At 62.5% G+C, this 24,801-nt stretch carries 21 protein-coding genes and 1 tRNA gene; 8 read left to right on the top strand and 14 right to left on the bottom strand.

The genetic code is table 11. The features are described from left to right. Nucleotides 1–4 precede the first annotated feature (4 nt). The 3 genes from lpdA to WFR25_RS11055 are packed head-to-tail and all read right to left on the bottom strand — an operon-like array spanning nt 5 to nt 3,173. On the bottom strand, nt 5–1,420 hold the full coding sequence (gene lpdA / locus WFR25_RS11065; RefSeq protein ID WP_336970932.1) for a dihydrolipoyl dehydrogenase: 1,416 nt from the start codon (nt 1,418–1,420) through the stop codon (nt 5–7). Between the two features lie 35 nt (nt 1,421–1,455). Then, nucleotides 1,456–1,863 carry an acyl-CoA thioesterase gene (locus WFR25_RS11060; RefSeq protein WP_336970931.1) on the bottom strand — a complete coding sequence of 136 codons (408 nt, stop codon included), beginning with the start codon at nt 1,861–1,863 and terminating at the stop codon, nt 1,456–1,458. After that, nucleotides 1,863–3,173 (bottom strand): pyruvate dehydrogenase complex dihydrolipoamide acetyltransferase, encoded by a 1,311-nt coding sequence (locus WFR25_RS11055; protein WP_336970930.1) that lies wholly within the window; start codon nt 3,171–3,173, stop codon nt 1,863–1,865. Before WFR25_RS11055 ends, WFR25_RS11060 begins: the two co-directional genes overlap by 1 nt. Before the next feature lie 145 nt (nt 3,174–3,318). Here WFR25_RS11055 and WFR25_RS11050 point away from each other — a divergent pair, with 145 nt between their 5' ends. Beyond that, complete coding sequence (locus tag WFR25_RS11050; RefSeq protein ID WP_336970929.1) at nt 3,319–3,774, top strand: universal stress protein; 456 nt, start codon at nt 3,319–3,321, stop codon at nt 3,772–3,774. Nucleotides 3,775–3,822: 48 nt separating this feature from the next. Here WFR25_RS11050 and WFR25_RS11045 read toward each other — a convergent pair whose 3' ends face one another. The 5 genes from WFR25_RS11045 to WFR25_RS11025 form a co-directional block, all read right to left on the bottom strand. Then, nucleotides 3,823–6,222, bottom strand: coding sequence for a ribonuclease R family protein (locus WFR25_RS11045; protein ID WP_336970928.1), 2,400 nt, complete (start codon nt 6,220–6,222; stop codon nt 3,823–3,825). 3 nt (nt 6,223–6,225) lie between these two features. Then, nucleotides 6,226–6,879, bottom strand: coding sequence for a DUF2238 domain-containing protein (locus tag WFR25_RS11040; RefSeq protein WP_336970927.1), 654 nt, complete (start codon nt 6,877–6,879; stop codon nt 6,226–6,228). Nucleotides 6,880–6,886: 7 nt separating this feature from the next. Beyond that, nucleotides 6,887–7,912 (bottom strand): aspartate-semialdehyde dehydrogenase, encoded by a 1,026-nt coding sequence (locus tag WFR25_RS11035; protein ID WP_336970926.1) that lies wholly within the window; start codon nt 7,910–7,912, stop codon nt 6,887–6,889. Nucleotides 7,913–8,004: 92 nt separating this feature from the next. Further along, nucleotides 8,005–10,227 (bottom strand): S9 family peptidase, encoded by a 2,223-nt coding sequence (locus WFR25_RS11030; RefSeq protein ID WP_419723200.1) that lies wholly within the window; start codon nt 10,225–10,227, stop codon nt 8,005–8,007. A gap of 443 nt (nt 10,228–10,670) precedes the next feature. Further along, nucleotides 10,671–10,745: transfer RNA gene (locus tag WFR25_RS11025), tRNA-Val, on the bottom strand. Between the two features lie 151 nt (nt 10,746–10,896). Between WFR25_RS11025 and WFR25_RS11020 the strand changes: the two genes are divergently transcribed. Beyond that, complete coding sequence (locus WFR25_RS11020) at nt 10,897–11,025, top strand: entericidin (RefSeq protein WP_336970924.1); 129 nt, start codon at nt 10,897–10,899, stop codon at nt 11,023–11,025. A 25-nt stretch (nt 11,026–11,050) separates the two neighbouring features. Here WFR25_RS11020 and WFR25_RS11015 read toward each other — a convergent pair whose 3' ends face one another. Next, on the bottom strand, nt 11,051–11,248 hold the full coding sequence (locus tag WFR25_RS11015) for a hypothetical protein (RefSeq protein WP_336970922.1): 198 nt from the start codon (nt 11,246–11,248) through the stop codon (nt 11,051–11,053). Nucleotides 11,249–11,424: 176 nt separating this feature from the next. On the opposite strand from WFR25_RS11015, the gene hslV reads away from it, so the two are divergent. After that, nucleotides 11,425–11,991, top strand: coding sequence for an ATP-dependent protease subunit HslV (hslV, locus tag WFR25_RS11010; RefSeq protein WP_336970921.1), 567 nt, complete (start codon nt 11,425–11,427; stop codon nt 11,989–11,991). 46 nt (nt 11,992–12,037) lie between these two features. Then, the gene (hslU, locus tag WFR25_RS11005; protein WP_336970919.1) at nt 12,038–13,339 is read left to right on the top strand and encodes an ATP-dependent protease ATPase subunit HslU; all 1,302 of its coding nucleotides are present in this window, start codon (nt 12,038–12,040) and stop codon (nt 13,337–13,339) included. Nucleotides 13,340–13,573: 234 nt separating this feature from the next. Here the strand turns inward: hslU and WFR25_RS11000 are convergent, their stop codons facing one another. Together WFR25_RS11000 and WFR25_RS10995 are read right to left on the bottom strand one after the other, a co-directional pair. Beyond that, a complete protein-coding gene (locus WFR25_RS11000; RefSeq protein WP_336970918.1) occupies nt 13,574–14,857 on the bottom strand; it encodes a tetratricopeptide repeat protein in 1,284 nt (427 codons plus the stop codon). A 143-nt stretch (nt 14,858–15,000) separates the two neighbouring features. Beyond that, the gene (locus WFR25_RS10995) at nt 15,001–16,272 is read right to left on the bottom strand and encodes a hypothetical protein (RefSeq protein ID WP_336970917.1); all 1,272 of its coding nucleotides are present in this window, start codon (nt 16,270–16,272) and stop codon (nt 15,001–15,003) included. 282 nt (nt 16,273–16,554) lie between these two features. Here WFR25_RS10995 and gyrA point away from each other — a divergent pair, with 282 nt between their 5' ends. Continuing rightward, a complete protein-coding gene (gene gyrA, locus WFR25_RS10990) occupies nt 16,555–19,260 on the top strand; it encodes a DNA gyrase subunit A (protein WP_336970916.1) in 2,706 nt (901 codons plus the stop codon). Here gyrA and WFR25_RS10985 read toward each other — a convergent pair. The 3 genes from WFR25_RS10985 to WFR25_RS10975 all read right to left on the bottom strand — a co-directional run bounded on the left by WFR25_RS10985 (nt 19,254) and on the right by WFR25_RS10975 (nt 22,799). Beyond that, nucleotides 19,254–20,014 (bottom strand): IS5 family transposase gene (locus tag WFR25_RS10985; RefSeq protein WP_156028742.1). Its coding sequence is split into 2 segments (ribosomal slippage): nt 19,254–19,681 and nt 19,681–20,014, totalling 762 coding nucleotides; the frame shifts between segments, so codons are not numbered across the junction. The genes gyrA and WFR25_RS10985 overlap by 7 nt on opposite strands. Before the next feature lie 642 nt (nt 20,015–20,656). Continuing rightward, entirely contained in the window at nt 20,657–22,039 is a 1,383-nt protein-coding gene (locus tag WFR25_RS10980) for a DEAD/DEAH box helicase (protein ID WP_336970914.1), read from the bottom strand. Nucleotides 22,040–22,328: 289 nt separating this feature from the next. After that, complete coding sequence (locus tag WFR25_RS10975) at nt 22,329–22,799, bottom strand: pyridoxamine 5'-phosphate oxidase family protein (RefSeq protein ID WP_336974860.1); 471 nt, start codon at nt 22,797–22,799, stop codon at nt 22,329–22,331. Between the two features lie 115 nt (nt 22,800–22,914). Here WFR25_RS10975 and WFR25_RS10970 point away from each other — a divergent pair, with 115 nt between their 5' ends. The 3 genes from WFR25_RS10970 to rimI all read left to right on the top strand — a co-directional run bounded on the left by WFR25_RS10970 (nt 22,915) and on the right by rimI (nt 24,712). Beyond that, nucleotides 22,915–23,490 carry a NifU family protein gene (locus WFR25_RS10970; protein WP_336970912.1) on the top strand — a complete coding sequence of 192 codons (576 nt, stop codon included), beginning with the start codon at nt 22,915–22,917 and terminating at the stop codon, nt 23,488–23,490. 98 nt (nt 23,491–23,588) lie between these two features. Beyond that, nucleotides 23,589–24,233 (top strand): tRNA (adenosine(37)-N6)-threonylcarbamoyltransferase complex dimerization subunit type 1 TsaB, encoded by a 645-nt coding sequence (gene tsaB / locus WFR25_RS10965; protein WP_336970910.1) that lies wholly within the window; start codon nt 23,589–23,591, stop codon nt 24,231–24,233. Beyond that, nucleotides 24,230–24,712 (top strand): ribosomal protein S18-alanine N-acetyltransferase, encoded by a 483-nt coding sequence (rimI, locus tag WFR25_RS10960; protein ID WP_336970908.1) that lies wholly within the window; start codon nt 24,230–24,232, stop codon nt 24,710–24,712. Before tsaB ends, rimI begins: the two co-directional genes overlap by 4 nt. Nucleotides 24,713–24,801 lie beyond the last annotated feature (89 nt).

Here is a 24,801-nt window from a genome sequence, read left to right as displayed (position 1 = left end):
CGCTCTAGATATGCAGCGCCCGCCCATAAGCAGCGAGCACGCTTTCGTGCATGGATTCAGAGATGGTCGGGTGCGGGAAGACCGTGTGCATCAGCTCCGCCTCGGTCGTCTCCAGCGTCTTGCCGATCGTATAGCCCTGGATCATTTCCGTGACTTCCGCGCCGATCATATGCGCGCCCAGCAGTTCGCCCGTCTTGGCGTCGAACACGGTCTTGGTGAAGCCTTCCTGCTCGCCCAGCGCGATCGCCTTGCCGTTGCCGATGAAGGGGAACATGCCGACCTTCACTTCGTATCCGGCTTCCTTCGCCTTCGCTTCGGTCAGGCCGACGGACGCGATCTGCGGGTGGCAATAGGTGCAGCCGGGGATGTTCTTCGGGTCCATGGCGTGGGGATGCACATCCGTGTTGCCCAGGGCCTGGGCAATGGATTCAGCGACGATCACGCCTTCATGGCTGGCCTTGTGCGCGAGCCATGGCGGTGCGGTGACGTCGCCGATCGCCCAGATGCCCTCGACATTGGTGCGGCCATAGGAGTCCGTCTTGATGTGGAAACGCTGGTCCGGCTCGACGCCGACATCCTCAAGGCCAAGATTTTCGACATTGGGGACGATGCCGATGGCGACGATGACATGGCTGTACTCGGCCGCGATGTCCTTGCCGCTCTTGTCCTTGATGGTCACGGCGACGCTCTTGTCGCCGACGGTCAGCTTCTCAATCTTGGCGCTGGTCAGGACGGTCATGCCCTGCTTCTTCACGGCCTTTTCAAGAAAGGCAGAGACGTCCGCATCCTCGACCGGCACGACCCGGTCCATCATCTCGACGACCGTGACGTCCGCGCCCATATCATTGTAGAAGCTGGCAAATTCAATACCGATCGCGCCCGATCCGATGACCAGCAGCCTGGTCGGCATTTCCGGCGGCGTCATCGCGTGGCGATAGGTCCATACGCGCTTGCCGTCAGCCTTGGCGGCGGGCAGTTCGCGGGCGCGGGCGCCGGTGGCGATGATGATATGCCTGGCGGTCAGTTCCTCGGTCTTGCCGTCCTTCGTGACGGTCAGCTTACCCTTTCCGGTCAGCTTGCCGTCGCCCATGTGGACGGTGATCTTGTTCTTCTTCATCAGGTGGGTGACGCCCTGATTAAGCTGCTTGGCGACGCCGCGCGAACGTTTCACCACGGCTTCGATGTCGGCGCTGATATTCTCGGCCGCCAGGCCATAATCCTTGGCGTGCTGCATATAGTGGAAGATTTCAGCCGAGCGCAGCAGCGCCTTGGTCGGGATACAGCCCCAGTTGAGGCAGATGCCGCCCAGATTTTCGCGCTCGACGATCGCGGTTTTCAGGCCCAGTTGTGCGGCACGAATGGCGGCGACATAGCCACCGGGGCCAGAGCCAAGGACGATCAGGTCATAGGTATCAGCCATAGAGGAACTCGCTTCTTGTCTTGTGAACTATATAATCACGCGGTTTCGGACGACATCGGCGGCACCGTTCGCGGCTGGCGATCCTCGCCGACCGCCACGAAGGTGAAGATGGCCTGCGTCACGCGATAGGACCGGTCGTCGTGGCGGGTTCGCCGCCAGGCTTCCACCGCGATCTTCATCGAGGTGCGCCCAACCGATTTCAGGGTCGCGAACACCGACACTTCATCGCCGACGACGACCGGACGCAGGAAGGTCATGCCCTCCACCGCGATCGTCACGGCACGGCCGTGACTGTGCCGCGCGGCGACCGATCCAGCCGCTGAATCCATCAGGCTCATCAACCAGCCGCCGAATATATCCCCATAGGGATTGGTGTCGGCGGGCATGGCAATGACGCGCACCGCCGGGCTTTCGACCGGCGGCTGCTCGTCAGGCTGGCGCATCAGGCCAGCATTCCCAGCGGATTTTCGACCAGCGTCTTGAACGCGGCCATCAACCGGGCGCCATCCGCACCATCGATCGCGCGGTGATCGAAGCTGCCGGTGGCGGACATGACGGTCGCGATCTGGAGCGAGTCATCGATCACATAGGGACGCTTCTCACCCGCGCCGATCGCCATGATCATGGCCTGGGGCGGATTGATGACGGCCTCGAACTGCTTGATGCCGAACATGCCCATGTTGGAGAGCGAGGCGGTGCCGCCCTGATACTCTTCAGGCTTCAGCTTGCCGTCCTTTGCACGGCTGGCCAGATCCTTCATCACGGTCGAGATGGCGGCGACGCCCTTGCCATCAGCTTCCGTGACGATCGGGGTGATGAGGCCGCCGGGGATCGACACGGCCACCGAAATGTCAGCGCGCTGGAACTTGAGCAACTGGTCGCCCGCAAACTGGACGTTACATTCGGGCACCTGCATCAGCGCGACGCCCAGCGCCTTGATCAGCAGGTCGTTGACCGACAGCTTGACACCACGACCCGAAAGCCCTGCGTTCAATTCGCCGCGCAGCTTGAGCAGCTTGTCGAGCTGAATATCGACCGTGAGGTAGATATGCGGCACTTGCTGCTTGGATTCGGTCAGGCGGCGCGCGATCGTCTTGCGCATGCCCGACAGCTTCACCGCTTCATGCGGGATGCCATAATCCTGGGCATTGGCGGCCTGTGCGGCAGCCGCAGGTTGCGCAACTGGAGCAGGCGCGGCAGCAGGCGCCGCCTTGGCAACCGGGGCCGACGCCTTCGCGCCATCAAGGTCCGCCTTGACGATCCGGCCATTGGGACCGGAACCGCTGACGCCCGAAAGCTCAACGCCTTTTGCTTCGGCCAAACGGCGGGCCAGTGGGCTGGCCTTTACGCGGTCGCCGGAGGAAACGGCAGGCGCGGCAGCAGCCTGTGCCTTCGCCGGGACCGGATCAGCCTTCGCAGGCGTTTCGGCCTTGGCCACAGGTGTGGGCGTCGCATCCGGCTTGGGCGCGGCCTCTGCCTTTGCGCCGCTGGTGGCGGCGGACACGTCCTCACCCTCTTCGGCGATAATCGCGATGATGGTGCCGACCTTCACACCTTCCGATCCTTCGGGAATCATGATCCTGGCGATCACACCTTCGTCGATAGCCTCGAACTCCATCGTCGCCTTGTCGGTTTCGATTTCGGCGAGCAGGTCGCCGGAGGATACCTTGTCCCCTTCCTTCACCAGCCATTTGGCCAGCGTCCCTTCTTCCATCGTGGGGGACAGGGCGGGCATCTGGATATTTATGCTCATGCGCTGGGGGGCCTCTTGATCCGCTGAAAAGCGTCTGAATGACGGATGCCCGTTTCCACTCTTTGGCCCACAGGGTCAAGGCCGTGGCTTGCGCCTGAGGCCATAATAGAGGAGATTTGTCCGACTTTTTATGGGGACAGACATCGTGCGGACATATCTGGTGGTCGTGGACGAAACGCCGGAGGCGGAAGTGGCGCTGCGCTTTGCGGCGCGCCGGGCTGCCAAGACCGGTGGCGCAGTCCGCATATTGGCACTGATTCCCCCATCGGAATTCGTCCAGTGGGGCGGCGTTCAGGCGACGATAGAGGATGAAGCGCGCCAACGGGCCGAAGCGCTGGTGACGGGCGCGGCGGGCGCACTCACCACAGAATCCGGCATCCGCCCCAGTATCACCGTCGTGCAGGGCGACGCCGTGACCATCGTTCGCAAGATGCTGGAGGAAAGCAGCGACGTCGCCGCCCTCGTCCTGGGCGCAGCCGCCCACGGCCCGCCGGGTACGCTGGTCGCCCATTTCGCGGGCGCGGATGCGGGCAGGATGCCCTGCCCGATCATGATCATCCCCGGATCACTGGACAGCGAGGCGATTGATTTGCTGAGTTAAAGATAACCAGTCCATCAGGGTAAAAGTCCTCCGACTCTTAGCGGATGATCAGCGTTTCTTGTGCTTGCCCCGCGCGCTGCCGATATGGCGAACATTGGCGGGACGACCACGCGCCTGCCCCGGCCCGCCCCTGCTGCCGGGACGCGTGCGGTCGAATTTGCGTGGGCCGGGACGTCCCGGCGCATCGGGCAGTTCAAAACGTAGTGCGCCGTTGATGGGATCGGCCTCCGCCAGCCGCAACTCCAGCCGCTGTCCCACGGTATAGCGCTGACCGGACTCCACGCCTTCCAGCGCTTTGCCAGTTTCATCATAGAAAAAGCGTTCCGCACCCAGCGTCGATACCGGCACCAGCCCGTCGCCGCCCAGCCCCTCCACCGTGGCGAAGAAGCCGAAATTCTGGACGCCGGTGATCCGCGCCTGCACGATTTCCCCGACATGGACCGCCAGAAACGCGGCGACATAGCGGTCGATCGTCTCGCGCTCCGCCTCCATCGCGCGGCGTTCAAGCTGGCTGATGACCTCGCCGATCCGGCCCATGTCCGCGAAATCGTCGGCGCTGAGCGTGCTCTTTTCGGGCAGTTTCCCCTTGGGCGCGGGCAGTTCCAGCCCATAACCGCCCACCAGCGCCCGATGGACCAGCAGGTCTGCATAGCGGCGGATGGGCGAGGTGAAATGTGCGTAGCTGCCCAGCGCCAGACCGAAATGCCCGGCATTTTCCGGGCCGTAATAGGCCTGCATCTGGGTCCGCAATATCTGTTCCATGATCTGCGGCTTGGCTTCCGTCTCCTCGATCTTCGTGATCAGATGGTTGAAGGTCGAGGGGCGGATCACCTGCCCCAGCGCGAAGTCGATGTCGAAGGTTTTGAGATAATCCTTGAGCGACACCAGCTTGTCGCGACTGGGGGCTTCATGGATGCGGTACATGACCGGCATCTTCTTCGCCTCCAGCGCCTTGGCGGCGGCGACGTTGGCGGCGATCATATAATCCTCGATCAGCCGATGGGCGTCCAGCCGCTCGCGCACGGCGACGCTGACGATCTTGCCGTTTTCGTCCAGCACCACCCGCCGCTCCGGCAGGTCCAGCGCCAGCGGATTACGGGCATCGCGCGCCTTTTCCAGCAGGCGCCAGCAGGCCCAGAGCGGCTTGAGGGCGGTTTCCAAAAGCGCCCCTCCCACTGGTGGGAGGGCCTGTTCTGAACGTGCATCGACAGGCCCTCCCCCGACCCCTCCCGCAAGCGGGAGGGGAGAAGAAGCGTCGATGGCGGCTTGCGCATTTTCATAGGCCAGCACGGCGGCTACGCGGATCACGGCGCGGGTGAAGCGCCAGCCCGTCACCTTGCCCTGCGCGTTGATCGTCAGATGGCAGGCCATCGCCGCCCGGTCCTGTCCCGCGCGAAGCGAGCACATGTCGGAGGATAATTGGTGCGGGAGCATCGGCACGACCAGATCGGGGAAATAGACGCTGTTGCCGCGCTTACGCGCTTCGCGGTCGAGCGCGCTGCCGGGGCGGACATAGTAGCTGACGTCGGCGATGGCGACGATCGCCTTGAAACCGCCCGGATTGGCAGGGTCTTCGTCGGGCGCGGCCCAGACCGCATCGTCATGGTCGCGCGCATCGACCGGGTCGATCGCGACGATGGGCAGGTGGCGCAGATCCTCGCGCTTATCCTCATGCAAGGGCAGAGCGGACGCCAGCAGCGCCTCCTCCTCCGTCGCGTCGGAAAAGACGTTGGGGATGCCGTGTTTGTGGATCGCGATCAGGCTGAAGCTGCGCGGGGCGAAGGGATCGCCCAATATGTCGGTGACGCGGGCGGAGATGCGTGGGGGCCGCCCGGTCGGCTCGGCCAGGACAAGGTCGCCCTTTTTCGCGGTGCCGATGTCGCTGATCGGGGTGTCGCGGCGGATGCGCTTGTCGACCGGGCGCAGCCACAGCTTGCCGTCGGCCAGTTCCTCGACCACGCCCAGCAACATCTCCGTCGCCTTGGCGAGCTTCTTCATCGGGTGGGCGACCCAGCCCTTCCCCGCTTCCTCGGTCCGCGCCAATATGCGGTCGCCGATGGTCAGTGCGCCCCTTTTGCCGCGCTCAATGACGCGCAGGCGCGGGGCGGGCTGGCCCTCCGCCTCCCAGCGTTCGGGCGTGGCGATCAGGGTGGTATCGTCGACATCGACGATCCGCAGCACCGTGACCTTGGGCACGCCGCCCATTTTGTGAAAGGCGCGGGCCGGGCCGATGTCCAGCAGCCCTTCGTCCGCCATGTCGCGGAGCAGCGCCTTGAGCGCGATCTTCTCCTGCCCTTTCAGGCCAAAGGCGCGGGCGATTTCACGCTTGCCCGCCGGTGTGTCGGACGTGGTGACGAAATCCATCACCTGATCGCGGGTGGGAAAGCCCGCGGGACGGACTTTTGTGGTTTTTTTGGGGGCGGATTTGGGTCTGGGGGGTGTGGCCATGGATCAGCTATAGGGAGCGCGGCGGCGCGCGACCAGTGCGATCGTCACGGCAAGCGCGCTGCCCAGTTGCGCGATGGCCATATCCTTCTGCGCGTCCCACACATCGCCCTGCTGGCCGTTATAATAGTCCGCCGTTTCGCCAGCCGCGATCACCGTTAGCAGCCATTCGAAAATTTCGTAGAGCGCGCTGCCAAGGCCGATGAAGGCGAAGGCGACGGTCAGCGCGGTTCGCGCGCTCATCCCAGCGTGTCGCCGCAACCCTTCGGCCAGTGGCAGGGTCAGCAATGCGCCGAAGCCGAAATGCACCAGCCGGTCATAGCCGTTGCGGGTCCAGCCGAGGAGGCTCGACAGGTCATGCCCGATCAGCGCGCGCGCCCAGTCGTCATAGGGGACATAGCTATAGATGTAGCGGGCACCCAACGTATGCAGCGCCAGGAACAGGGCGATGCCCGCCATGGCACGCGTCGAGAGCGGCCAGCGGCGCAGCAACCACGGCGCGGCGACCAGCAGCAGAATAGTTGGCCCATGCTGGAGCGGGGCGAGGTCGGGATAGGGTTGCGCGATATTGGCGAGCGCAACGGCGGCCAGCAGGGCCGCGATCATCCGGCGCTGCGCGGTTGGAAGGGCTTTCCAGACAGCGACAGCACCGGAGATCATGAGGACATCAGCCCTTCTTGAGGTGGCGACGGCCCAGCAGTTCAGCGATCTGCACCGCATTCAGGGCCGCGCCCTTGCGGAGATTGTCGCTGACGCACCACAGGTTGATGCCATTGTCGACGGTCGAATCTTCCCGCACGCGGCTGATGAAGGTTGCGAAGTCGCCGACGCATTCGATCGGCGTGATATAGCCGCCATCCTCGCGCTTATCGACCAGCATGATGCCGGGGGCTTCGCGCAATATGTCCTGGGCTTCCTTGGCCGAAATCTCGTTCTCAAACTCGATGTTGATGGCTTCGGAGTGGCCGACGAACACCGGCACGCGCACGCAGGTTGCGGTCAGCTTGATCTTGGGATCGAGGATCTTCTTGGTTTCCGCGACCATCTTCCACTCTTCCTTGGTCGAACCGTCGTCCAGGAAGCTGTCGATGTGCGGGATCACGTTGAAGGCGATCTGCTTGGTGAACTTCTTCGGCTCGGCCGGATCGCCGACGAAGATGTTGCGGCTCTGCTCGAACAGCTCATCCATGCCCGCCTTGCCCGCGCCGGACACCGACTGGTATGTCGACACGACCACGCGCTTGATCTTTGCAACGTCATGCAGCGGCTTCAACGCCACGACCATCTGCGCGGTCGAGCAGTTGGGATTGGCGATGATGTTCTTCTTCTTGTAGCCATCGATCGCATCCGGGTTCACTTCGGGCACGATCAGGGGCACGTCCGGGTCCATGCGATAGAGCGAGCTGTTGTCGATCACGACGCAGCCGGCCGCCGCCGCCTTGGGCGCATATTCCGCCGTCGGGCCGCTGCCCGCCGCGAACAGGGCGATGTCCCAGCCGGTGAAGTCGAAATGTTCAATATTCTGGCATTTAATGGTCTTGCCGGTTTCGCCGAAATCGACGGTCAGCCCCTGCGAACGGGACGACGCGACGGCAGCGATCTCATCGATCGGGAACTCCCGCTCGGCAAGAATGGTCAGCATTTCGCGGCCCACATTACCCGTGGCACCAACGACGACGACCTTGTAACCCATGACCAGCTCCAGTTTGATCTCAAGATTGAGAGGCGCCCGCGCATAGCGATATGGACGCATTTGTCCAGTGGGAACGGTGCAGGCGCCTTGGGTCAATCGATGGGAGCGACACCTCTCCTTGCAAGGAAATCCTCTATCGTCCGCCACAGATGGACCCCGATGCGCGGCCCGCCGACGCGATGGGTCTGGCCCGGATAGACCATCAGCTCGAACGGGGTCGCCGATCCCTGCATCTTCGCCATCAGCGCGGTCGAATTGTCGAACACCACATTGTCGTCGGACATGCCATGGATCAGCAGCAGCGGGTCGCGGATTTTGGTCGATTCCCCGACCGCATCGGATGCTGGATAGGCATTATCACGCCCCTTCGGCATCCCCAGATACCGCTCGGTATAATGGGTGTCGTATAGTTCCCATTTCGTCACCGGCGCGCCCGACACGCCTGCGGCAAAGATGCCGGGCGCCTTTTCCAGCAGCTTCAGCGTCATATAGCCGCCATAGGACCAGCCATAGGTGGCGATCCGTTTGGGATCGACGAAGGGCTGGGCCTTGAGCCACTCCACGCCCTTTAGCTGATCCGCGACCTCGACCGTGCCCATCGCGTGATAGATGTGATCCTCGAACGCCTTGCCCCGGTCGGGCGTGCCGCGATTGTCGATGGCAAAGACGATCCAGCCCCGGTCGACCAGATATTGGTTGAGCGCGCCGCTCCACTGGTTCGTCACCTGCCGCCCGGCGCCCGGCCCGCCATAATGGATCATGAAGACGGGGTAATGCTTCCCGGCCACAAGCGGCGGGGTCATCATCTTTGTATAAAGCGTCGTGCCGTCCGACGCCTTCACCGTGCCGAACTGCGTCTTCACATGGCTGGCGAGATAGGGCGCATAGGGGTGCGTGCCGGTCAGGGCATTTTCCGACAGCCATTGCAGCCGCTTGCCCTTGTCGTCGGCCAGATAAACTTGTTTGGGTTGATCGCTGTTACTACGCGACACGATCGCGCGGCTGCCCGCGCCGTCCATCACGACGTCGTTCCACCAGCCGCTCTGCGTCACCTGGGTGGCCGTGCCCGGCTTGCCCAAAGGCGCGACATAGAGTTGCTGCTCCAGCGGCGTTTCGCGATTGCCGGTGAAATAGACGAGGCCGCGCGCCTCATCCACGCCCACCACCTCGCGCACTTCCCATGCGCCGCTGGTGAGTGCGGTCCACGCCTTTCCCTTCACGCGATAGAGATGGCCGTGGCCGCTCTTTTCCGACCACCACAGGAAGCTGCCATCGCTCAAGGGGCGGAAATTGTTGCTGAGGTTGATCCAGCTTTTCGCCTTCTCGGTCAGGATGACGCTCGCCTTGCCGGTCGCCGGGTCGACAGCGAGCAGGTCGAGCGTCTTCTGGTCGCGGCTTTCGCGCTGGACATAGAGGGTCTTGCCATCCTTCGCCCAGTTGACCCGCGCCAGATAGATGTCGCGATCAGGGCCAAGGTCGACCTTCACCTGTCCCGAGCCATCGGGCTTCATCACATAGAGATCGACCAGCGCATTGGCCGTGCCCGCGGCGGGATAGCGTTGTTGATAGACTTTGGTCCCCTCCCCGCCGATGGCGGTGCGGGTAACGGTGCCGACCGGGCCTTCATCGACCCGCGCGACGGCGATCAAGGCGTCACCGGGCGACCACCAATAGCCGGTGCGCCGGTCCATTTCTTCCTGTGCGACAAATTCGGCGACGCCCCACTGGACCGTATCGCTCGCCCCCTGCGTCAATTGCCGTGCCGCGCCGCCGCTGGATGGCTGCACAAACAGATTGCCCTCCCGCACGAAGGACACGAAACCGCCCTTGGGGCTGACTACGCCGTTCAGTTCACCCTCCGGCGTGGCGGTCAGCCGCCGGACCGTGCCGTCCAATCCGGCGAGATAGAGGTCGCCATCCACCGGCACCAGGATGCTCTTGCCATCGGGCGACCAGTCATAGCTGGTGATGCCCGTGCTGCCCGCGACTGACCGGTCACGCTCGCGCTGCATCTTTTCCGCTTCGCTCAATTCCGCGCCGCTGCCGGTCTTTTTCGAATCGACCAGCATCCGCTCCTTGCCGGTGGCGGTGTCGATCGCCCACAGATCCAGCCGCTCCTTCTCATCCGCGCGGGGCTTGAGCAGCGTCACCAGCGATCCGTCGGGCGAGAGTTGCAGCGCGCGTGGCTGCGGCCCGGCGAGGTCGGGGCTGGCGAACACTCGCTCCAGCGTCAGTTTATCCTGGGCAACAGCGGGAACCGAAACGGCCAGCAGCAGCGCACCAATGGAAGCGCCGCGCATCAGTGAGGAAAGCATCATCATGACGGAAGGGATTAGCGCGCCGAATGCCGCAAGATCAATGCTGTAGATTGAAATATGCTTGCGCGATTGCTCGCGCGGGCGAGCCGTCGTCAGAACATTCGTGAAGAACATAAGGAGCAATTCGGTCAAGGCGTCTGTCTTTTCGCAGCCAGGGAATAAATCTGGCGTGCCGCTCGTATATACTCGCGGCACCATAGCCGTGACACGAACCACCTTGCCCCACCTCTCGCCCGAGGTGGGGCATTTTGGATCGGAGAAGCGATGACAAGATGATGGTGGCTAAGGCGCCCCCTTTCGCCAAGCGTGCAGGCCGGCGAATGCGGAGTTCGATCGGGTTATCGCGCAAAACGGTGCTTGTTCGCGTGCTGTTTCGTGCTTTGGAGGTGCCCTACATGGAGGCCATCTGCACTAAATCCCCTGAATATATGGGCATTTAATGGTGGGCGCGGCAGGGATTGAACCTGCGACCCCACCCGTGTGAAGGGTGTGCTCTACCACTGAGCTACGCGCCCCCGAAGGGAGGAGCGCCATTGGCATTGCCGCGCCAGCCTGTCAAGCAATCACCGCGCCGCTTCATCGCAAAGCGTGCAAGCAAGCGAAAGCCTCTTATCGCTCCTCAATCGTCGCGCTATGATGGATCAAATCCTTTGGAGAATTGCATTCATGCGCCGCAAAATCACCCTTGCCGTCACTGCCCTTCTGCTTACCGCGCTTGCCGCCTGCAACACGGTTCAGGGCGTGGGCCGGGATATTGAATCCGTTGGCACCACGGGCCGGGAAGTAATCAACTAAAACAGGTGGCTGACGGACGGCCGGGCTATTGCAGCGACTGCACCATGGGCGCTTGCACGGCCGCCGTCTTCAACAGTCGCACGCCGTCGCATTCCGGCTCGCCGCAATCACACGCCTCTATCGCGTAGCGCACGCCGCACATCACCAGTTCGTCATGGTCGAAGGAATAGTTGGCAATGCCTGCGCGTTCGACCTTTTCCTGGGCCCTGGCTTTGAGCGACATTGCGAGTCCTTCCCTCTGTTCCATGGCGGGGATGTTCCATGTTGCGTCGCACCATGTCAATTGATCCATGGCATATGTTACAGCTTTGCGACACATCATGTCGCGTCGATGACACAGGCTGGCGCAGTGACGCCAGACGCTTGCGCGGCGCGATCTCTCAACCCATAAGGCGGCACATGAACAATCACGACAGCAGCGCCATGCCCGTATGGCACGGCACAACCATCATTTCAGTCCGCAAGAACGGCAAGGTCATCGTCGCGGGCGACGGTCAGGTGTCGATGGGCCAGACGGTGATGAAACCCAACGCCCGCAAGGTCCGCCGCCTGCACGACGGATCGGTGATCGGCGGCTTTGCCGGCGCGACCGCCGACGCCTTTACCCTGTTCGAGCGGCTGGAGGCGAAGCTGGAGCGGTTCAACGGTCAGCTCATGCGCGCGGCCGTGGAACTGGCCAAGGACTGGCGCACCGACAAATATCTCCGCAATCTGGAGGCGATGATGATCGTCGCCGACAAGGACGTGACCCTGATCCTGACCGGCAATGGCGACGTGCTGGAGCCGCTGAACGGTGTCGCGGCGATCGGTTCGGGCGGCAACTTTGCCCTCGCCGCCGCCCGCGCGCTGATGGATTATGAAGAGGATGCGGAAGCTTTGGCGCGCAAGGCGATGGCCGTGGCCGCCGACATCTGCGTCTATACGAATGATCAGCTAACCGTCGAACTGCTCGACAGCGCCACCTGATTTCCCCTCCCCGACCCCTCCCGCGCGGCAGGGGACAAGGAACGACATGAACGACAATCTTACACCCAAAGCCATCGTTGCTGCGCTCGACGCGCATATCATCGGCCAGCATGACGCCAAGCGCGCGGTTGCCGTGGCGCTGCGGAACCGTTGGCGGCGCCAGCACCTGTCCGCTGACCTGCGCGACGAGGTGACGCCCAAGAATATCCTGATGATTGGTCCCACCGGTTGCGGCAAGACGGAGATCAGCCGTCGCCTGGCCAAGCTGGCCGACGCGCCCTTCGTCAAGGTGGAAGCGACCAAATTCACCGAGGTCGGCTATGTCGGCCGAGACGTCGAGCAGATCGTCCGTGATCTGGTCGAGGAAGCCGTGCGCCTGGAACGCGACCGCCGCCGCGAAGCGGTGCGCGAGGCCGCGTCCGAGGCCGCGATGGCGCGCCTGCTGGACGCCCTGACCGGCAAGGAAGCGAGCGAGGCGACCCGGCTTTCCTTCCGCCAGAAGATCGAAGCCGACCAGATGAACGAGGTCGAAGTCGAGGTAGAGGTTGCCGACAGCCCCTCCATGCCGATGGAAATCCCCGGCATGGGCGGCCAGATGGGCATGATCAACCTGTCCGACATGATGTCCAAGGCGTTCGGCCAGCAACAGAAGAAGCGCCGCAAGCTGACGGTCGCGCAGGCGTGGGACAAGCTGGTCGAGGAAGAGCAGGACAAGCGGCTGGATCAGGACGATGTCGCCCGCGTCGCCATCGCCAGCGCCGAACAGAATGGCATCGTCTTTCTGGACGAGATCGACAAGATCGCGGTCAGTGACGTGCGCGGCGGATCGGTGAGCCGTGAAGGTGTTCAGCGTGACCTGTTGCCGCTGATCGAAGGCACGACAGTCTCGACCAAATATGGCCCGCTCAAGACAGACCATATCCTGTTCATCGCGTCAGGCGCTTTCCATGTCGCCAAGCCCAGCGATTTGCTGCCCGAACTCCAGGGCCGCCTGCCGATCCGGGTCGAGTTGAAGGCGCTGACCGAGGCGGATTTCGTCGCGATCCTGTCCGACACCAAGGCCAGTCTGGTGACGCAATATCGCGCGTTGCTGGCGACCGAAGGCGTCACGATCGACCTGACCAGCGAAGGCATCGGCGCGGTCGCCCGCATCGCCGCCGAAGTCAATCAGGAGATCGAGAATATCGGCGCCCGCCGCCTGCAAACGGTGATGGAAAAGCTGCTGGATGATATCAGCTTCCATGCGGAAGACCGCCGGGGCGAAACGCTGGTGATCGACGCCGCTTATGTAGAGAAGCAGTTGGGCGGGATTTCGCGCGATACGGATTTGAGCCGCTACGTACTTTGATGACGAAGGGCGCCGCTCGCTGGTGGCGCCCTTCTGCATTCAGACAAGGTAGGACTGCTGCCCCGCCAAGCCGGCGATCGCCTACACCATGACCTGTTTCGACCCATCATCGCCATGCCAGCGAAGGCTGGCATCTTGATTTGGGAGATGTGGGGATGGCGGCAGAGAGGCTGATGTTCGCAGAAGGGGGGCATGACCGATCCACCGACCAGATCAGGCCCCTGACGCCCCCAATCAGCCCCCCGTAACACCCGTCGGGACAACCGGAACCGCAGCCGACTTGCTTGCCTGCTGATCAACCCAAACCGACCACAGCCCGGCCAGATTGGTCCATTCACCGCCATTGACCTGCGCCAGCGCCGTCCGTGCGCCTGCCATGTCGCCGGAACGGGCCAGCGCCACGCCGAGCCGGGTATTCGTCCGGCCTGTGTCGATGCCGCCCTTGGTGATGGCTGCGCGATATTGCTCCACGGCCTGCGGATATTGCGACAGCGCGAAATAGCTGTCCGCCACCGCCAACGCCGCCGTGCCGTCCTTTGCCGTTCCCGCCTTCTTGGCCGCGGCTGGCAGTCCTGCAATTTCCTTGGCGGCTTTGGCCGTCACAGCCTTCATCACCTTGGCGGTTGCAGGCTGGGTTGCTGACAGTTTGCCTGCCGCGCGTCCTGCCTCGATAATCGCCTTGGCCTCGGCATTGTTGCCATTCTTCTCGGCCAGCAGTGCATAGGCCTGATAATCCCGCTCGCTCGCCATCGCGCCATTGGCGGCCTGCAAGCGATAGAGGTCGAGCTGGACTTCGGGGTTCATGCCCGTCGCCGCGCTATAGTTGACCAGCGCCGTGCGCCAGTTGCCGGTGGAGGGATAGGCGGCCAGTCGGTACCGATACAATAACCCCACCGCCGGCCAGTCGGCATTTTGATAGGCGAGCGAAATAGCCTTGTCGTACCAGGCCGCCGGGACCGGCTTGCCTTCCGTCTTGAGCTGCGCAAATGCCTGCTCCACCATCGCCCGCGCATCCTTGGGTTTGTGGCGGCGGTTATAGGTGTCGGCCATCAGCAGCGTCGCGTCGATGCCGGTATAGCCCAGCGTCTTGGCATAGTTGAGCTGCGCGATCGTGTCGTCATAGTTGGCGACATAGAAGGAATAGAGACCCGCGAGATAACGCAGCCGGGGGGCGTCGTTCGGCGGCACCGAATTGCTCTTGAACATATCGGTCAGCGCGATCCGCTGCGCCTGAATGTCCCCACGCTTCGCCGCCAGTTCGAATCGCAGGGCGGCGGCTGCATACACTTCGAAATCGCTGGTCGGCGACAGGCTGGCGATCTGTGCATTCGCTGTCGTGACATCGCCTGCCTTAAGGGCGGCTTCCGCGCTTTTCGCAGCCCCGCGAAACGCATCGGACATGGTGATAGGGGGGCCAACATTGGCCTTCTTTGCCTGTGCAGGCGAAGAAATGGCGCCCGCCGCCACCGTCAGCGCAACCGCGCCCGCAATGCCTGCGAGAAATATATGTCCGCGCATGATAAATATGCCTCCCCGTTGCGGACCGATATCCTCGACGCCGCATGATATCCGCAATCGCTGCCCGGCGAACCGGGGTATATAAGGGCGCGCACCCCTTTTGATGCGCGCCCTTTTCTGTCGTCAGGCGCCCTTTTCTGTCGTCAGGCGCCCTTGGTCGCCAGATAGGAGAGCCACAGGCCCGCTATCTGCTTGCGCGCGCCACCCTGCACCGCCTGGAAAGCCGTCTTGGCCCCCGCAAAGTCACCACTGCGCGCCTTTGCAATGCCCAGGCGCGTGTTGATTTCGTCCGCGTCCACGCCGCCCTTCTGCGTGGCAAGCTGGAACATCGCCGCTGCCTTGGCATAATCGCCATAGCCCAGATACGCGTCGCCCGTGGCGGCCGCGATCTTGCCGTTGGCGCCCTTCTTCGCGTCAGCCTCTGCCGCCCCCAGCGTCGACTTGTCGCTCGCGATTCTGGTATTTGCCTGCTGATAGATGTCACCACCCTGCGAAGCGTTCAGCACGCCCTTTGCACGGCCGGCATCGATCGCCGACTTCACTTCGCCATAAATGCCGGTCTTCGACGCCATTTCGGCATATTCGGTGAAGTCGCCCGCGACGACCAGGCCGTTGGACGTCGCCATCAGGCGCAACACGTCCAGATTTTCGCGATTGGAGATTGCCGGATTGGCCTGCTGGAACAAGCGGATCAGGGTGCGGAGATTCTCGCCCTTGGGGTCGGCTTCATAGGCCCACTTCGCCCAGTCGGTGACCTCGGGCAGCTTTGCCGCTGCTGCACGGCCGACGCCGATCTGATACCATTGCGCCGGAACCGGCTGGCCGGCGGCCTTCGAGCCATCTGCGGCAGCCTTCAATGCGGCCAGGCCCTTCTGGTTCAGCCCGCGCGCCGGTTCTGCCGACGCGTTAGCCGTTCCCGCCTTGCCGAAATAGGCCTGCGCCAGCGTCACATTGACCTGCTCGGGCTTGTACCCGGCCTGGATCGCGGCCTGAGCGCGCGTGATCGATGCGTCATAGTTTTTCGCCTGCAATTCGGCGTCAGCCGCTACTGCCGAGAACTGGCCGACGTTCGCGGCGGGGGTCAGGCCGCTATCCAGCATCTGGTTCAACGCCTGCACCTGCAGCGCGGAATCCTTGCTCGCGATCGACAGGTTCAGCTTCGTCGCCGCGATCTGATATTTGTCGTCCCCGGTCTTGGCCAGGCCTTCCGCTTCGGCGATCGAGGCCTTGGCGGTCGCGAAGTCCTGCTTGTCCATTGCCTGCTGGGCAGCGACGATCGGCTTCACCACCTCAGGCGATACCTTGACCTTGGGCGCTTCTTCCTTGCCTTTTTTTTGCGCGAAGGCCGGGGCCGTGACCGCGCCGCTGGTCATCGCAAGGGCGAGCGCAAGCGCCACGGGGGAAACAAAACGCATGATCCAATCTCCTTTGCGCGCCCGCGCGGCGGGCGACTTTGGTTGTTCGCCGGTTAGGGGCCGACGCGTGAATGACCGTTGAACAAGCCTATAATCACCGCTTTGGCAACTGTCATGTCCTTGCTTCGTTCCCGAAATTCGTTTCGCGGGCATTTCTTTACCGCTTGATCCAGCCGCGCAAGGCCGCGCGAGCGCGCGCGTATATGCGCGAGGGGTGACAGGACTATTTCACTGGTCTAGTGCAGCCGTAACAACATTCATTCACGAAAAAAGAGAGTCGCCTTGACCGACGAGACACTGCTCGCCGACCCCTCCGATATCAGCCCCGTCAGCATCGTTGACGAGATGAAGGCGAGCTACCTCGACTACGCCATGTCGGTGATCGTCTCACGCGCGCTGCCTGACGTGCGGGACGGCCTGAAGCCCGTGCATCGCCGCATCCTCTATGCCGCGAACGAATCCGGCTTCGTCTACAACCGCCCCTATCGCAAATCCGCGCGCCTTGTCGGCGAGGTGATGGGTAAATATCACCCGCATGGCGACAGTTCGATATACGACGCCCTGGCCCGCATGACCCAGGACTGGTCGATGCGCGTGCCCCTGATCGACGGTCAGGGCAACTTCGGATCGATGGACCCCGATCCGCCGGCCGCCATGCGTTACACCGAAGCGCGCCTTGCCAAGGTGGCCAATGCGCTGCTGGAGGATCTCGACAAGGATACGGTCGACTTCACGCCCAACTATGACGCTTCGGAAAGCGAGCCGCAGGTGCTGCCCGCGCGCTTCCCCAACCTGCTGGTCAACGGCGCGGGCGGCATCGCGGTCGGCATGGCGACTAACATCCCGCCGCATAATCTGGGCGAAGTGCTGCGCGCCTGCCTTGCCTATATCGAAGACCCCGCCATCACGATCGACGAACTGATCGCCATCGTTCCCGGTCCCGATTTCCCCACCGCGCCGCTGATCCTGGGCCAGACGGGCGCGAAGTCCGCCTATCATACCGGGCGCGGTTCGATCATGATGCGTTCGCGTTATGAGATTGAAGAAGGGCGCGGCGATCGCCAGTCGATCGTCCTGACCGCCATTCCCTATCAGGTCGGCAAGAACGGCCTTGTTGAAAAGATTGCCGAGGCCGCCAAGGAAAAGCGGATCGAGGGGATCAGCGACATTCGCGACGAATCCAGCCGCGAAGGCGTGCGGATCGTCATGGACCTGAAACGCGACGCGACCGCCGAGGTCGTGCTCAACCAGTTGTGGCGCAACACCCCTGCCCAGTCGAGTTTCCCGGCCAATATGCTCGCCATCCGTGGCGGCCGCCCGGAACTGCTGAACCTGCGCGACATTATCGAAGCCTTCGTCAAGTTCCGCGAAGAGGTCATCACCCGCCGCACCAAGTTTGAACTGAACAAGGCGCGCGACCGGGCGCATATCTTGCTGGGCCTCGTCATCGCGGTCACGAACCTCGACGAAGTCGTCCGCATCATCCGCGGTTCTGCCAGCCCCGTGCTTGCGCGCGAAGCCCTGATCGCCCGCGACTGGCCGGTCGCGGAGATCGCGCAATATATCAAGCTGGTGGAAGCCATTGATGTGGACATCGAGGGCGAAACCTATCGCCTGTCCGACGCCCAGGTTCGCGCCATCCTGGACCTGCGCCTCCACCGCCTGACTGGCCTTGGCCGGGACGAAATCGGCAAGGAACTGGCCGAACTGGCAGAGGCTATCGCCGAATATCTCGCTATCCTTGGCGACCGGGTAAAACTCTACGCCCTGATGCGCGAAGAGTTTGAGGCGATCGAGCGCGAATTTGCGACCCCGCGCCTCTCGGAAATCGCACCCGCCGCCGATGGCATCGACGACGAGGATCTGATCGAGCGCGAGGAGATGGTCGTCACCGTCACCGTGCAGGGCTATATCAAGCGTACCCCGCTTGAAAGCTTCCGTGCTCAGGCACGCGGCGGCAAGGGCCGATCGGGCATGACGACCAAGGATGAGGATGCGATCACCAGCCTGTTCGTCACCTCGACCCACACGCCGGTCCTGTTCTTCTCGACCGCCGGAAAAGTCTATCGCATGAAGGTCTGGCGCCTGCCTGAAGGTGGGCCAGCCACACGCGGGCGACCGATGATCAACCTGCTGCCGCTGGGTCCGGGCGAAACCATCCAGACCGTCCTGCCGTTGCCGGAGGATGAGGAAAGCTGGAAGGATCTGCACGTCATGTTCGCGACCGCGAACGGCACCGTGCGCCGCAACAGCATGGACGCCTTCGCCAATGTGCCCAGCAACGGCAAGATCGCAATGCGCTTTGACGATGACAGCGACGATCATCTGATCGGCGTCGCCATCCTGAACGAAGGCGACGACATCCTGCTCGCCACCCGTCAGGGCAAGGCGATCCGCTTCGCCGCCACCGATGTGCGCGAGTTTCAGAGCCGCACCTCGACCGGCGTGCGCGGCGTGACGCTGAAGGCGGACGACGAGGTCATCTCGCTCTCCATCCTGCACCGCGTCGGCACCACGCAGGAAGAGCGTGAGGATTATCTGCGCTTCGCCCCGTGGAAGGGGGAGAAGGAAGGCGCGCCGGAAATGCCGGCGGAACGCTTCCAGCAGTTGGTGGAACAGGAACAATTCCTCCTCACCGTCTGCGCCAACGGCTATGGCAAGATTTCGTCGGCCTATGACTATCGCCGCACCAATCGCGGCGGACAGGGTATCACCAACATCGACAATATCGGCCGCAATGGCCCGGTCGTCGCCAGCTTTCCGGCGCGGCATGAAGATGAACTGATGCTGGTCACTGATCAGGCGAAGCTCATCCGCATGGGCCTGTCCTCCATGCGCATCATCGGCCGCAACTCGGCAGGCGTGCGCCTGTTCAACGTGGCTGACAACGAGCATGTGGTCAGCGCCGCACGGATCGAAGAAAGCGACAGTGACGGCGAAGAAGCCGTGGAGTCGATCGAAGCAGGGGCTAGGGTCAGGACTCATTGATTGATCCAGAATATAACGGTCGCGGCGATGCAGATGGCGGACATGAAGGTATGGGCGCAACGATCGTAGCGCGTGTGGATGCGCCGCCAGTCCTTGATCCTGCCGAACATATTCTCGACTTTGTGCCGCTGTCTATAGAGCGCCGTGTCGTGTGGAATGGGCACTTTCCGGTTCCCCTTTGACGGGATGCAGGCCGTGATCTTGCGGTCGGCCAGTGCCGCGCGGAACCAGTCGGCGTCATAGCCCTTGTCGCCCAGCAGGACCTTTGCCTTCGGGAAGGCATCGATCATCAGTGCAGCGCCCTTATAATCGCTCATCTGCCCTTCACTGAGCAGCATGATGAGCGGTCGGCCTTTGCCATCGCATACGGCATGTAGCTTGGAGTTCAGGCCGCCTTTGGTGCGTCCGATACGTCGGGGAACATCCCCTTTTTAAGCAGGCTTGCCGCCGTCCGGTGTGCTTTCAGGTGGGTTGCATCGATCATCAACTGGTCGGGCTTGCCGCCCTTTGCTGCCAAGCCAGCGAAGATTTTGTTGAACACGCCGAGCCTGCTCCAGCGGATGAAACGATTGTAGATCGTCTTGTGTGGGCCATACTCCTTGGGCGCGTCGCGCCACATCAGCCCGTGCTTGATGACGTAAATGATCCCAGACACTATCCGCCGATCATCCACTCTTGGCACCCCATGAGACAAGGGAAAATACGGCTCGATCCGGCGCATCTGCGCCTCACTCAGCAGAAACGGAACATCCATCGGCAGCGCCTCCTAACGCTGCTATTGAATCAACCCATCACCCAATGCGCAAGCAATTTAACAGGTCCTGACCCTAGCTTCGCCCCCGAAGCGTCCGACACCGAATGACAGGCAACGGGGAGCAGAAAATGCTCCCCGTAGGGGTCGGCAAAAGGCCCAACTGCAAAGCCGCTGGGGCGAGCCTTCAATTGCGGAACGGGCACCGGTCAGGGGAGCCAAAAGCTCGCTTGTCAGCTAGCGACCATTATCGGACGATAGATGGTATCGCTGCATGAACTGCGTTAGCATGACAATGTGGTGATACAGAGCATGAGATTTTTCGCGTGGCTGTTGGTGCCATGCATCATAGTGAGCCTGATGATCAGTGGCGTTCTCACTGCCATGTATGCAGCTTATGCGCTGTTCTGGCTTTCCCCCAAAGCGCTGGTTTTGTGTCTGGGTGCGATGGCCATAACGATCGCGCTCATCTCGTTATTGAATAAGATCGTGCTGCCATTCCTTAGGCATTAATGCCTCCGATCGATGAAAACGGACCGTCCGCCATCCACCCTTATCGCCCCTCGCGCTCGCCAACACGGTTGCAACAAAAAAGCAGCGGACATTTCTGCCCGCCGCCACTTTACTTCATTTGTCCGCTAAATCTCAGCGCGGCGCATTGGTGCGCTGAACAGCGCCCTTGTGTGCGCCCACGCCACCGCTGCGGCGACGGCGGGGGAAGCTGGGCTTGCCTGTGCCGTCACCCTCGGGGCGATGGGCGCGGTCGGCACCGCCGCGACCCTGCTTCTGGCCGTCCTGATATTTGCGCTGGCCGTCGGCGCGGCGAGCCTGCTGCTGCGGGGTCTGGCTCGGGCCTTTCTTTGGCGCGGCGGGCTTGGGCAGGTTGCGGACCGCTTCCATGAAGTTTTCCGGCAACGGCACGACTTCCAGCTTTACGCGGGTCGTGCGCTCAATCGCCTTGAGGTAGGGCCGTTCATCATCCGCCACGAAGCTGATCGCCACACCCTCTGCACCCGCGCGCGCGGTACGGCCGATGCGGTGGACATATTGTTCGGCCACATTGGGGATTTCGAAGTTGATGACGTGCGACACGCCCGACACGTCGATGCCGCGCGCGGCGATGTCGGTCGCGACCAGCAACTTCACCTTGCCCTGACGGAAGGCCTGGAGCGCGGTGGTGCGCTGGCCCTGACTCTTGTTGCCGTGGATAGCGAAGGCGTCGATGCCCGCGCCCTCAAGGAAGCGCACGACGCGGTCGGCGCCGTGCTTGGTGCGGGTAAAGATCAGCGCGCGGTCGATTTCCTCGCTCTTGAGGACCATGTGGAGAAGCGCCTGCTTCTCACCCTGATTGACAAAGGTCATCTGCTGACGAACGCGCTCTGCCGTGGTGGACTGCGGCGCGACGCTGACCTTGACCGGATCGTTCAGGAACTGGGCGGCCAGCGCCTCGATTTCCTTGGGCATGGTGGCGGAGAAAAACAGGTTCTGGCGGCCCTGCGGCAGCATCTTGGCGACGCGCTTCAGGGGATGGATGAAGCCCATGTCCATCATCTGGTCGGCTTCGTCGAGGACGAAGATTTCCGTGTCCTTGATGGTCAGCGCGCGCTGGTCGATCAGATCGAGCAGGCGGCCGGGGGTGGCGACGACGATGTCGACGCCGGGGGCCAGGGCGCGGATCTGCTTGCCGATCGGCACGCCGCCGAACACGGTTTCGACGGTCAGGCGCAGGAAGCGGCCATAGTCGCGGAAGCTCTGCGCGATCTGCGCGGCGAGTTCGCGGGTCGGGGCCAGCACCAGCATGCGGCAACCCTTGATCGGCGTCGGCTTTGGGTGCCTGGCGAAATAATCGAGGCTGGGCAGCGCGAAGGCTGCGGTCTTGCCGGTGCCAGTCTGGGCGATGCCGCACAAATCCTTGCCCTCCAGCAAGACGGGGATCGCCTTTTGCTGGATCGGGGTCGGATCGACGTAATTTTTGGAGGCAAGCGCCTTCATGATCGGCTCGGCAAGGCCAAGGTCACTAAATTGCATAGAATACTCACAAGTCGGCCATGCGCCGGCTTGCTGCGGACGCAGGAAGGGCGCGAGGCGGGTTACGAAACGACCCGCGTGAAAAGGGAAGCCTCAAGCTTGGCGCAGACTGTCATTGGCCGGTCCTTGGGCCTTCGGAGCCGGGACGATCACGCTACCAATCGCTGTGGGACCATCAAGGCCCGCATGCTGCGTTGCAGTGCATATGGCGAAGGGGCAGGCAAAAAGCAAGCGGCCATTGCACGGACGCAATGGTCGCCCGCCCCTTTCTCCGGCGGCAGGATAGGGCCTATAGGGAGACCTCTACATGCTTGCCCTGCATCTCAGTGCGCACGTCACCACCGAACAGCATCTTGAACATGCCCTTGATCGACACGTCCGCGCGCCAGATTTCGGCCGTGCCCAGATCAAACCGGAGCATCAGCATATTGGGATCGGTGCGGCCACCGGGATACCAGGCGTCATTTTCGCGGGTCCAGTGATGATCGATCACCGCCACGTCGGTTTCCTCAACCAGCGTACCGCTGATGCAGGCGAACAGATAATGGTCCTTGCCCACGAACTGCGCCATCGCCGGGCCTCCAGGCGCTAGTCGATTGTCGCGGCTGGTGAAGAACCAGATCGCATGATTGGCATTCCTGTCCAGATGTGCCGTCATCGGGATACTGTGTCCGTGGCCGCTATCCAGGCCGAGCATCACGAACGGGCTGTCCGACATATCCTTCCAGAAGCTTTTGCGGATTTCGGTTTCGTTGCTCATCATGGCTCTCCTTGAAGATATTTTCTCATTCAATGGACAGCGGGGTGCGAAGTTCCGCATCGTTTACCATGCCATTCCGCTTGATTAGCGCGCGCGCCGCGCCCACATGGGAGCCATGCTGATAGAAACCGAAACCACGCCCAACCCGGCAACGCTGAAATTCCTGCCCGGCCGCCCGGTAATGACGGCAGGCACGCGCGATTTCGCGACGCCCGAAGAGGCGGAAGCCTCGCCTCTCGCGGACGCCCTGTTCGGGCTGGGCGACGTGACCGGCGTTTTTTTCGGCAGCGATTTTGTGTCTGTCACGGCCGCACCGGGCGTCGCCTGGAGCGACCTGAAGACCGATGTGCTTGGCCTGATGCTCGATCATTTCTCCGCCAACATGCCACTCTTCAACCCCGGCTCTGCTGGCGGAATCAGCGTGCCGCCTGCGGAAGAGGATTTCACCGACGATCCCGCCGACGCAGAAGTCATCGCGCAGATCCGTGAATTGATCGAAACGCGCGTGCGGCCTGCCGTCGCCAATGACGGTGGCGACATCGTCTATCGTGGCTTCGACAAGGGCAAGGTGTTCCTTCAGATGCAGGGCGCCTGCTCGGGCTGCCCCTCCTCCAGCGCCACGCTGAAGAACGGCATCGAGCAGTTGCTGAAACATTATGTGCCCGAAGTGACCGAGGTCCGCGCCGTCTGAAGACGGCTCCGTCACCGATTGGCAAATCGCGACGGATCAATTAACCGATGTCAGGCTCCAGTACGAATGAAGGGGCAATAGGCATTTCGGGGGCGCGTTTGCGAATATTGGTTATCGACACCGCGACACAGGCTCTGTCCGTCGCGCTGTTCGAAGATGGCGACGTCATCGCCCACGTTCATGACATTGTCGGTCGCGGCCACGCAGAAGCGCTGCTGCCTGCGATCGCGGGCTTGCCCGATGGCGGCAAGGCGGATCATATAGCCGTGGATGTCGGACCGGGCAGCTTTACGGGCGTTCGCATCGGCATCGCCGCCGCCCGCGCTCTGGCCTTTGCATGGAACGCCGAGCTTACCGGCTATAGCGCCACGCACCTGATCGCCGCCGCTGCCGCGCGCGACCATGGCCCGCACCTGCAGGGCGACATCCCCATCCCCGTCACCATCACCGGCGGCCATGGCGAACTATTCTGGCAGGGGTTCGCCGCTGACGGCCACACCGCATTGACCCCACTTGCCTCCACACCCATTGCCGATCTGGCGCAAACCCTTGATGCCCCCGCTTATTACGGGACCGGAGCCGAGGCTCTGGTTACAGCGCGGAGCAGTGGTTGTGCGATCTGCCTCTATCCCGATGCGCGCGACTACAGGCTGATCGCACAGGATGCGCCCTGCCCCGTCCATCCGCTCTATGGACGCGGCGCTGACGCAAAGCCGATGGCGGCAGCGAGAGGTGCGGCATGACCGTCCCCGGTCTTTTGCTTGAAACCGTCGATCATGAAGACCGATCGATGATCGCCGACACCATGCCGGTGATGAGCAGCGCTTTCGATCCCCTCTTTGGCGAGGCGTGGACAGCGTCGCAACTTGCAGGCGTGCTCACCATGCCCGGCACCTGGCTGACACTGGCGCGTGTCGATGCCGCCACGCTGGGCTTCGCGCTGGTGCGCTCCGTGCTCGATGAATGCGAATTGTTGCTGCTTGCGGTCGATCCGCTGTGGCGCGGCAGGGGAGTCGGCAGGACGTTGCTCAATCACAGCCTCAGCATCGCGCGAAACCGTGGGATGATGACAATGAATCTGGAAGTTCGCGCCTCAAACAAAGCTGTCGCACTATATGAGAAAGCGGGCTTTGAATATGTGCATCGTCGTCCTGGTTACTATCGCGGTAATGACGGCCAACTACATGATGCCTTAAGTTTTCGGCTGGACATGCGACTTTGAAAGCCATTTCCCCTTGAATTGACGGTCGTAAAGGGATAGCCGGATGTCCCGCTTCTGAAACAATTTCGTCGGGCGGGTCGCACGAATAA

This window comes from Sphingobium aromaticiconvertens (assembly GCF_037154075.1).
GTDB classification, from domain to species: domain Bacteria; phylum Pseudomonadota; class Alphaproteobacteria; order Sphingomonadales; family Sphingomonadaceae; genus Sphingobium; species Sphingobium aromaticiconvertens.
This window is presented reverse-complemented; position numbering and strand designations above follow the sequence as displayed.

Coding starts and splice junctions, on each gene's coding strand:
- lpdA (WP_336970932.1), bottom strand. CDS start 1,420: ATGGCTGATACCTATGACCTGATCGTCCTTGGCTCTGGCCCCGGTGGC.
- WFR25_RS11060 (WP_336970931.1), bottom strand. CDS start 1,863: ATGCGCCAGCCTGACGAGCAGCCGCCGGTCGAAAGCCCGGCGGTGCGC.
- WFR25_RS11055 (WP_336970930.1), bottom strand. CDS start 3,173: ATGAGCATAAATATCCAGATGCCCGCCCTGTCCCCCACGATGGAAGAA.
- WFR25_RS11045 (WP_336970928.1), bottom strand. CDS start 6,222: ATGGCCACACCCCCCAGACCCAAATCCGCCCCCAAAAAAACCACAAAA.
- WFR25_RS11040 (WP_336970927.1), bottom strand. CDS start 6,879: ATGATCTCCGGTGCTGTCGCTGTCTGGAAAGCCCTTCCAACCGCGCAG.
- WFR25_RS11035 (WP_336970926.1), bottom strand. CDS start 7,912: ATGGGTTACAAGGTCGTCGTCGTTGGTGCCACGGGTAATGTGGGCCGC.
- WFR25_RS11030 (WP_419723200.1), bottom strand. CDS start 10,227: ATGCTTTCCTCACTGATGCGCGGCGCTTCCATTGGTGCGCTGCTGCTG.
- WFR25_RS11020 (WP_336970924.1), top strand. CDS start 10,897: ATGCGCCGCAAAATCACCCTTGCCGTCACTGCCCTTCTGCTTACCGCG.
- WFR25_RS11015 (WP_336970922.1), bottom strand. CDS start 11,248: ATGTCGCTCAAAGCCAGGGCCCAGGAAAAGGTCGAACGCGCAGGCATT.
- hslV (WP_336970921.1), top strand. CDS start 11,425: ATGAACAATCACGACAGCAGCGCCATGCCCGTATGGCACGGCACAACC.
- hslU (WP_336970919.1), top strand. CDS start 12,038: ATGAACGACAATCTTACACCCAAAGCCATCGTTGCTGCGCTCGACGCG.
- WFR25_RS11000 (WP_336970918.1), bottom strand. CDS start 14,857: ATGCGCGGACATATATTTCTCGCAGGCATTGCGGGCGCGGTTGCGCTG.
- WFR25_RS10995 (WP_336970917.1), bottom strand. CDS start 16,272: ATGCGTTTTGTTTCCCCCGTGGCGCTTGCGCTCGCCCTTGCGATGACC.
- WFR25_RS10980 (WP_336970914.1), bottom strand. CDS start 22,039: ATGCAATTTAGTGACCTTGGCCTTGCCGAGCCGATCATGAAGGCGCTT.
- WFR25_RS10975 (WP_336974860.1), bottom strand. CDS start 22,799: ATGAGCAACGAAACCGAAATCCGCAAAAGCTTCTGGAAGGATATGTCG.
- WFR25_RS10970 (WP_336970912.1), top strand. CDS start 22,915: ATGCTGATAGAAACCGAAACCACGCCCAACCCGGCAACGCTGAAATTC.
- rimI (WP_336970908.1), top strand. CDS start 24,230: ATGACCGTCCCCGGTCTTTTGCTTGAAACCGTCGATCATGAAGACCGA.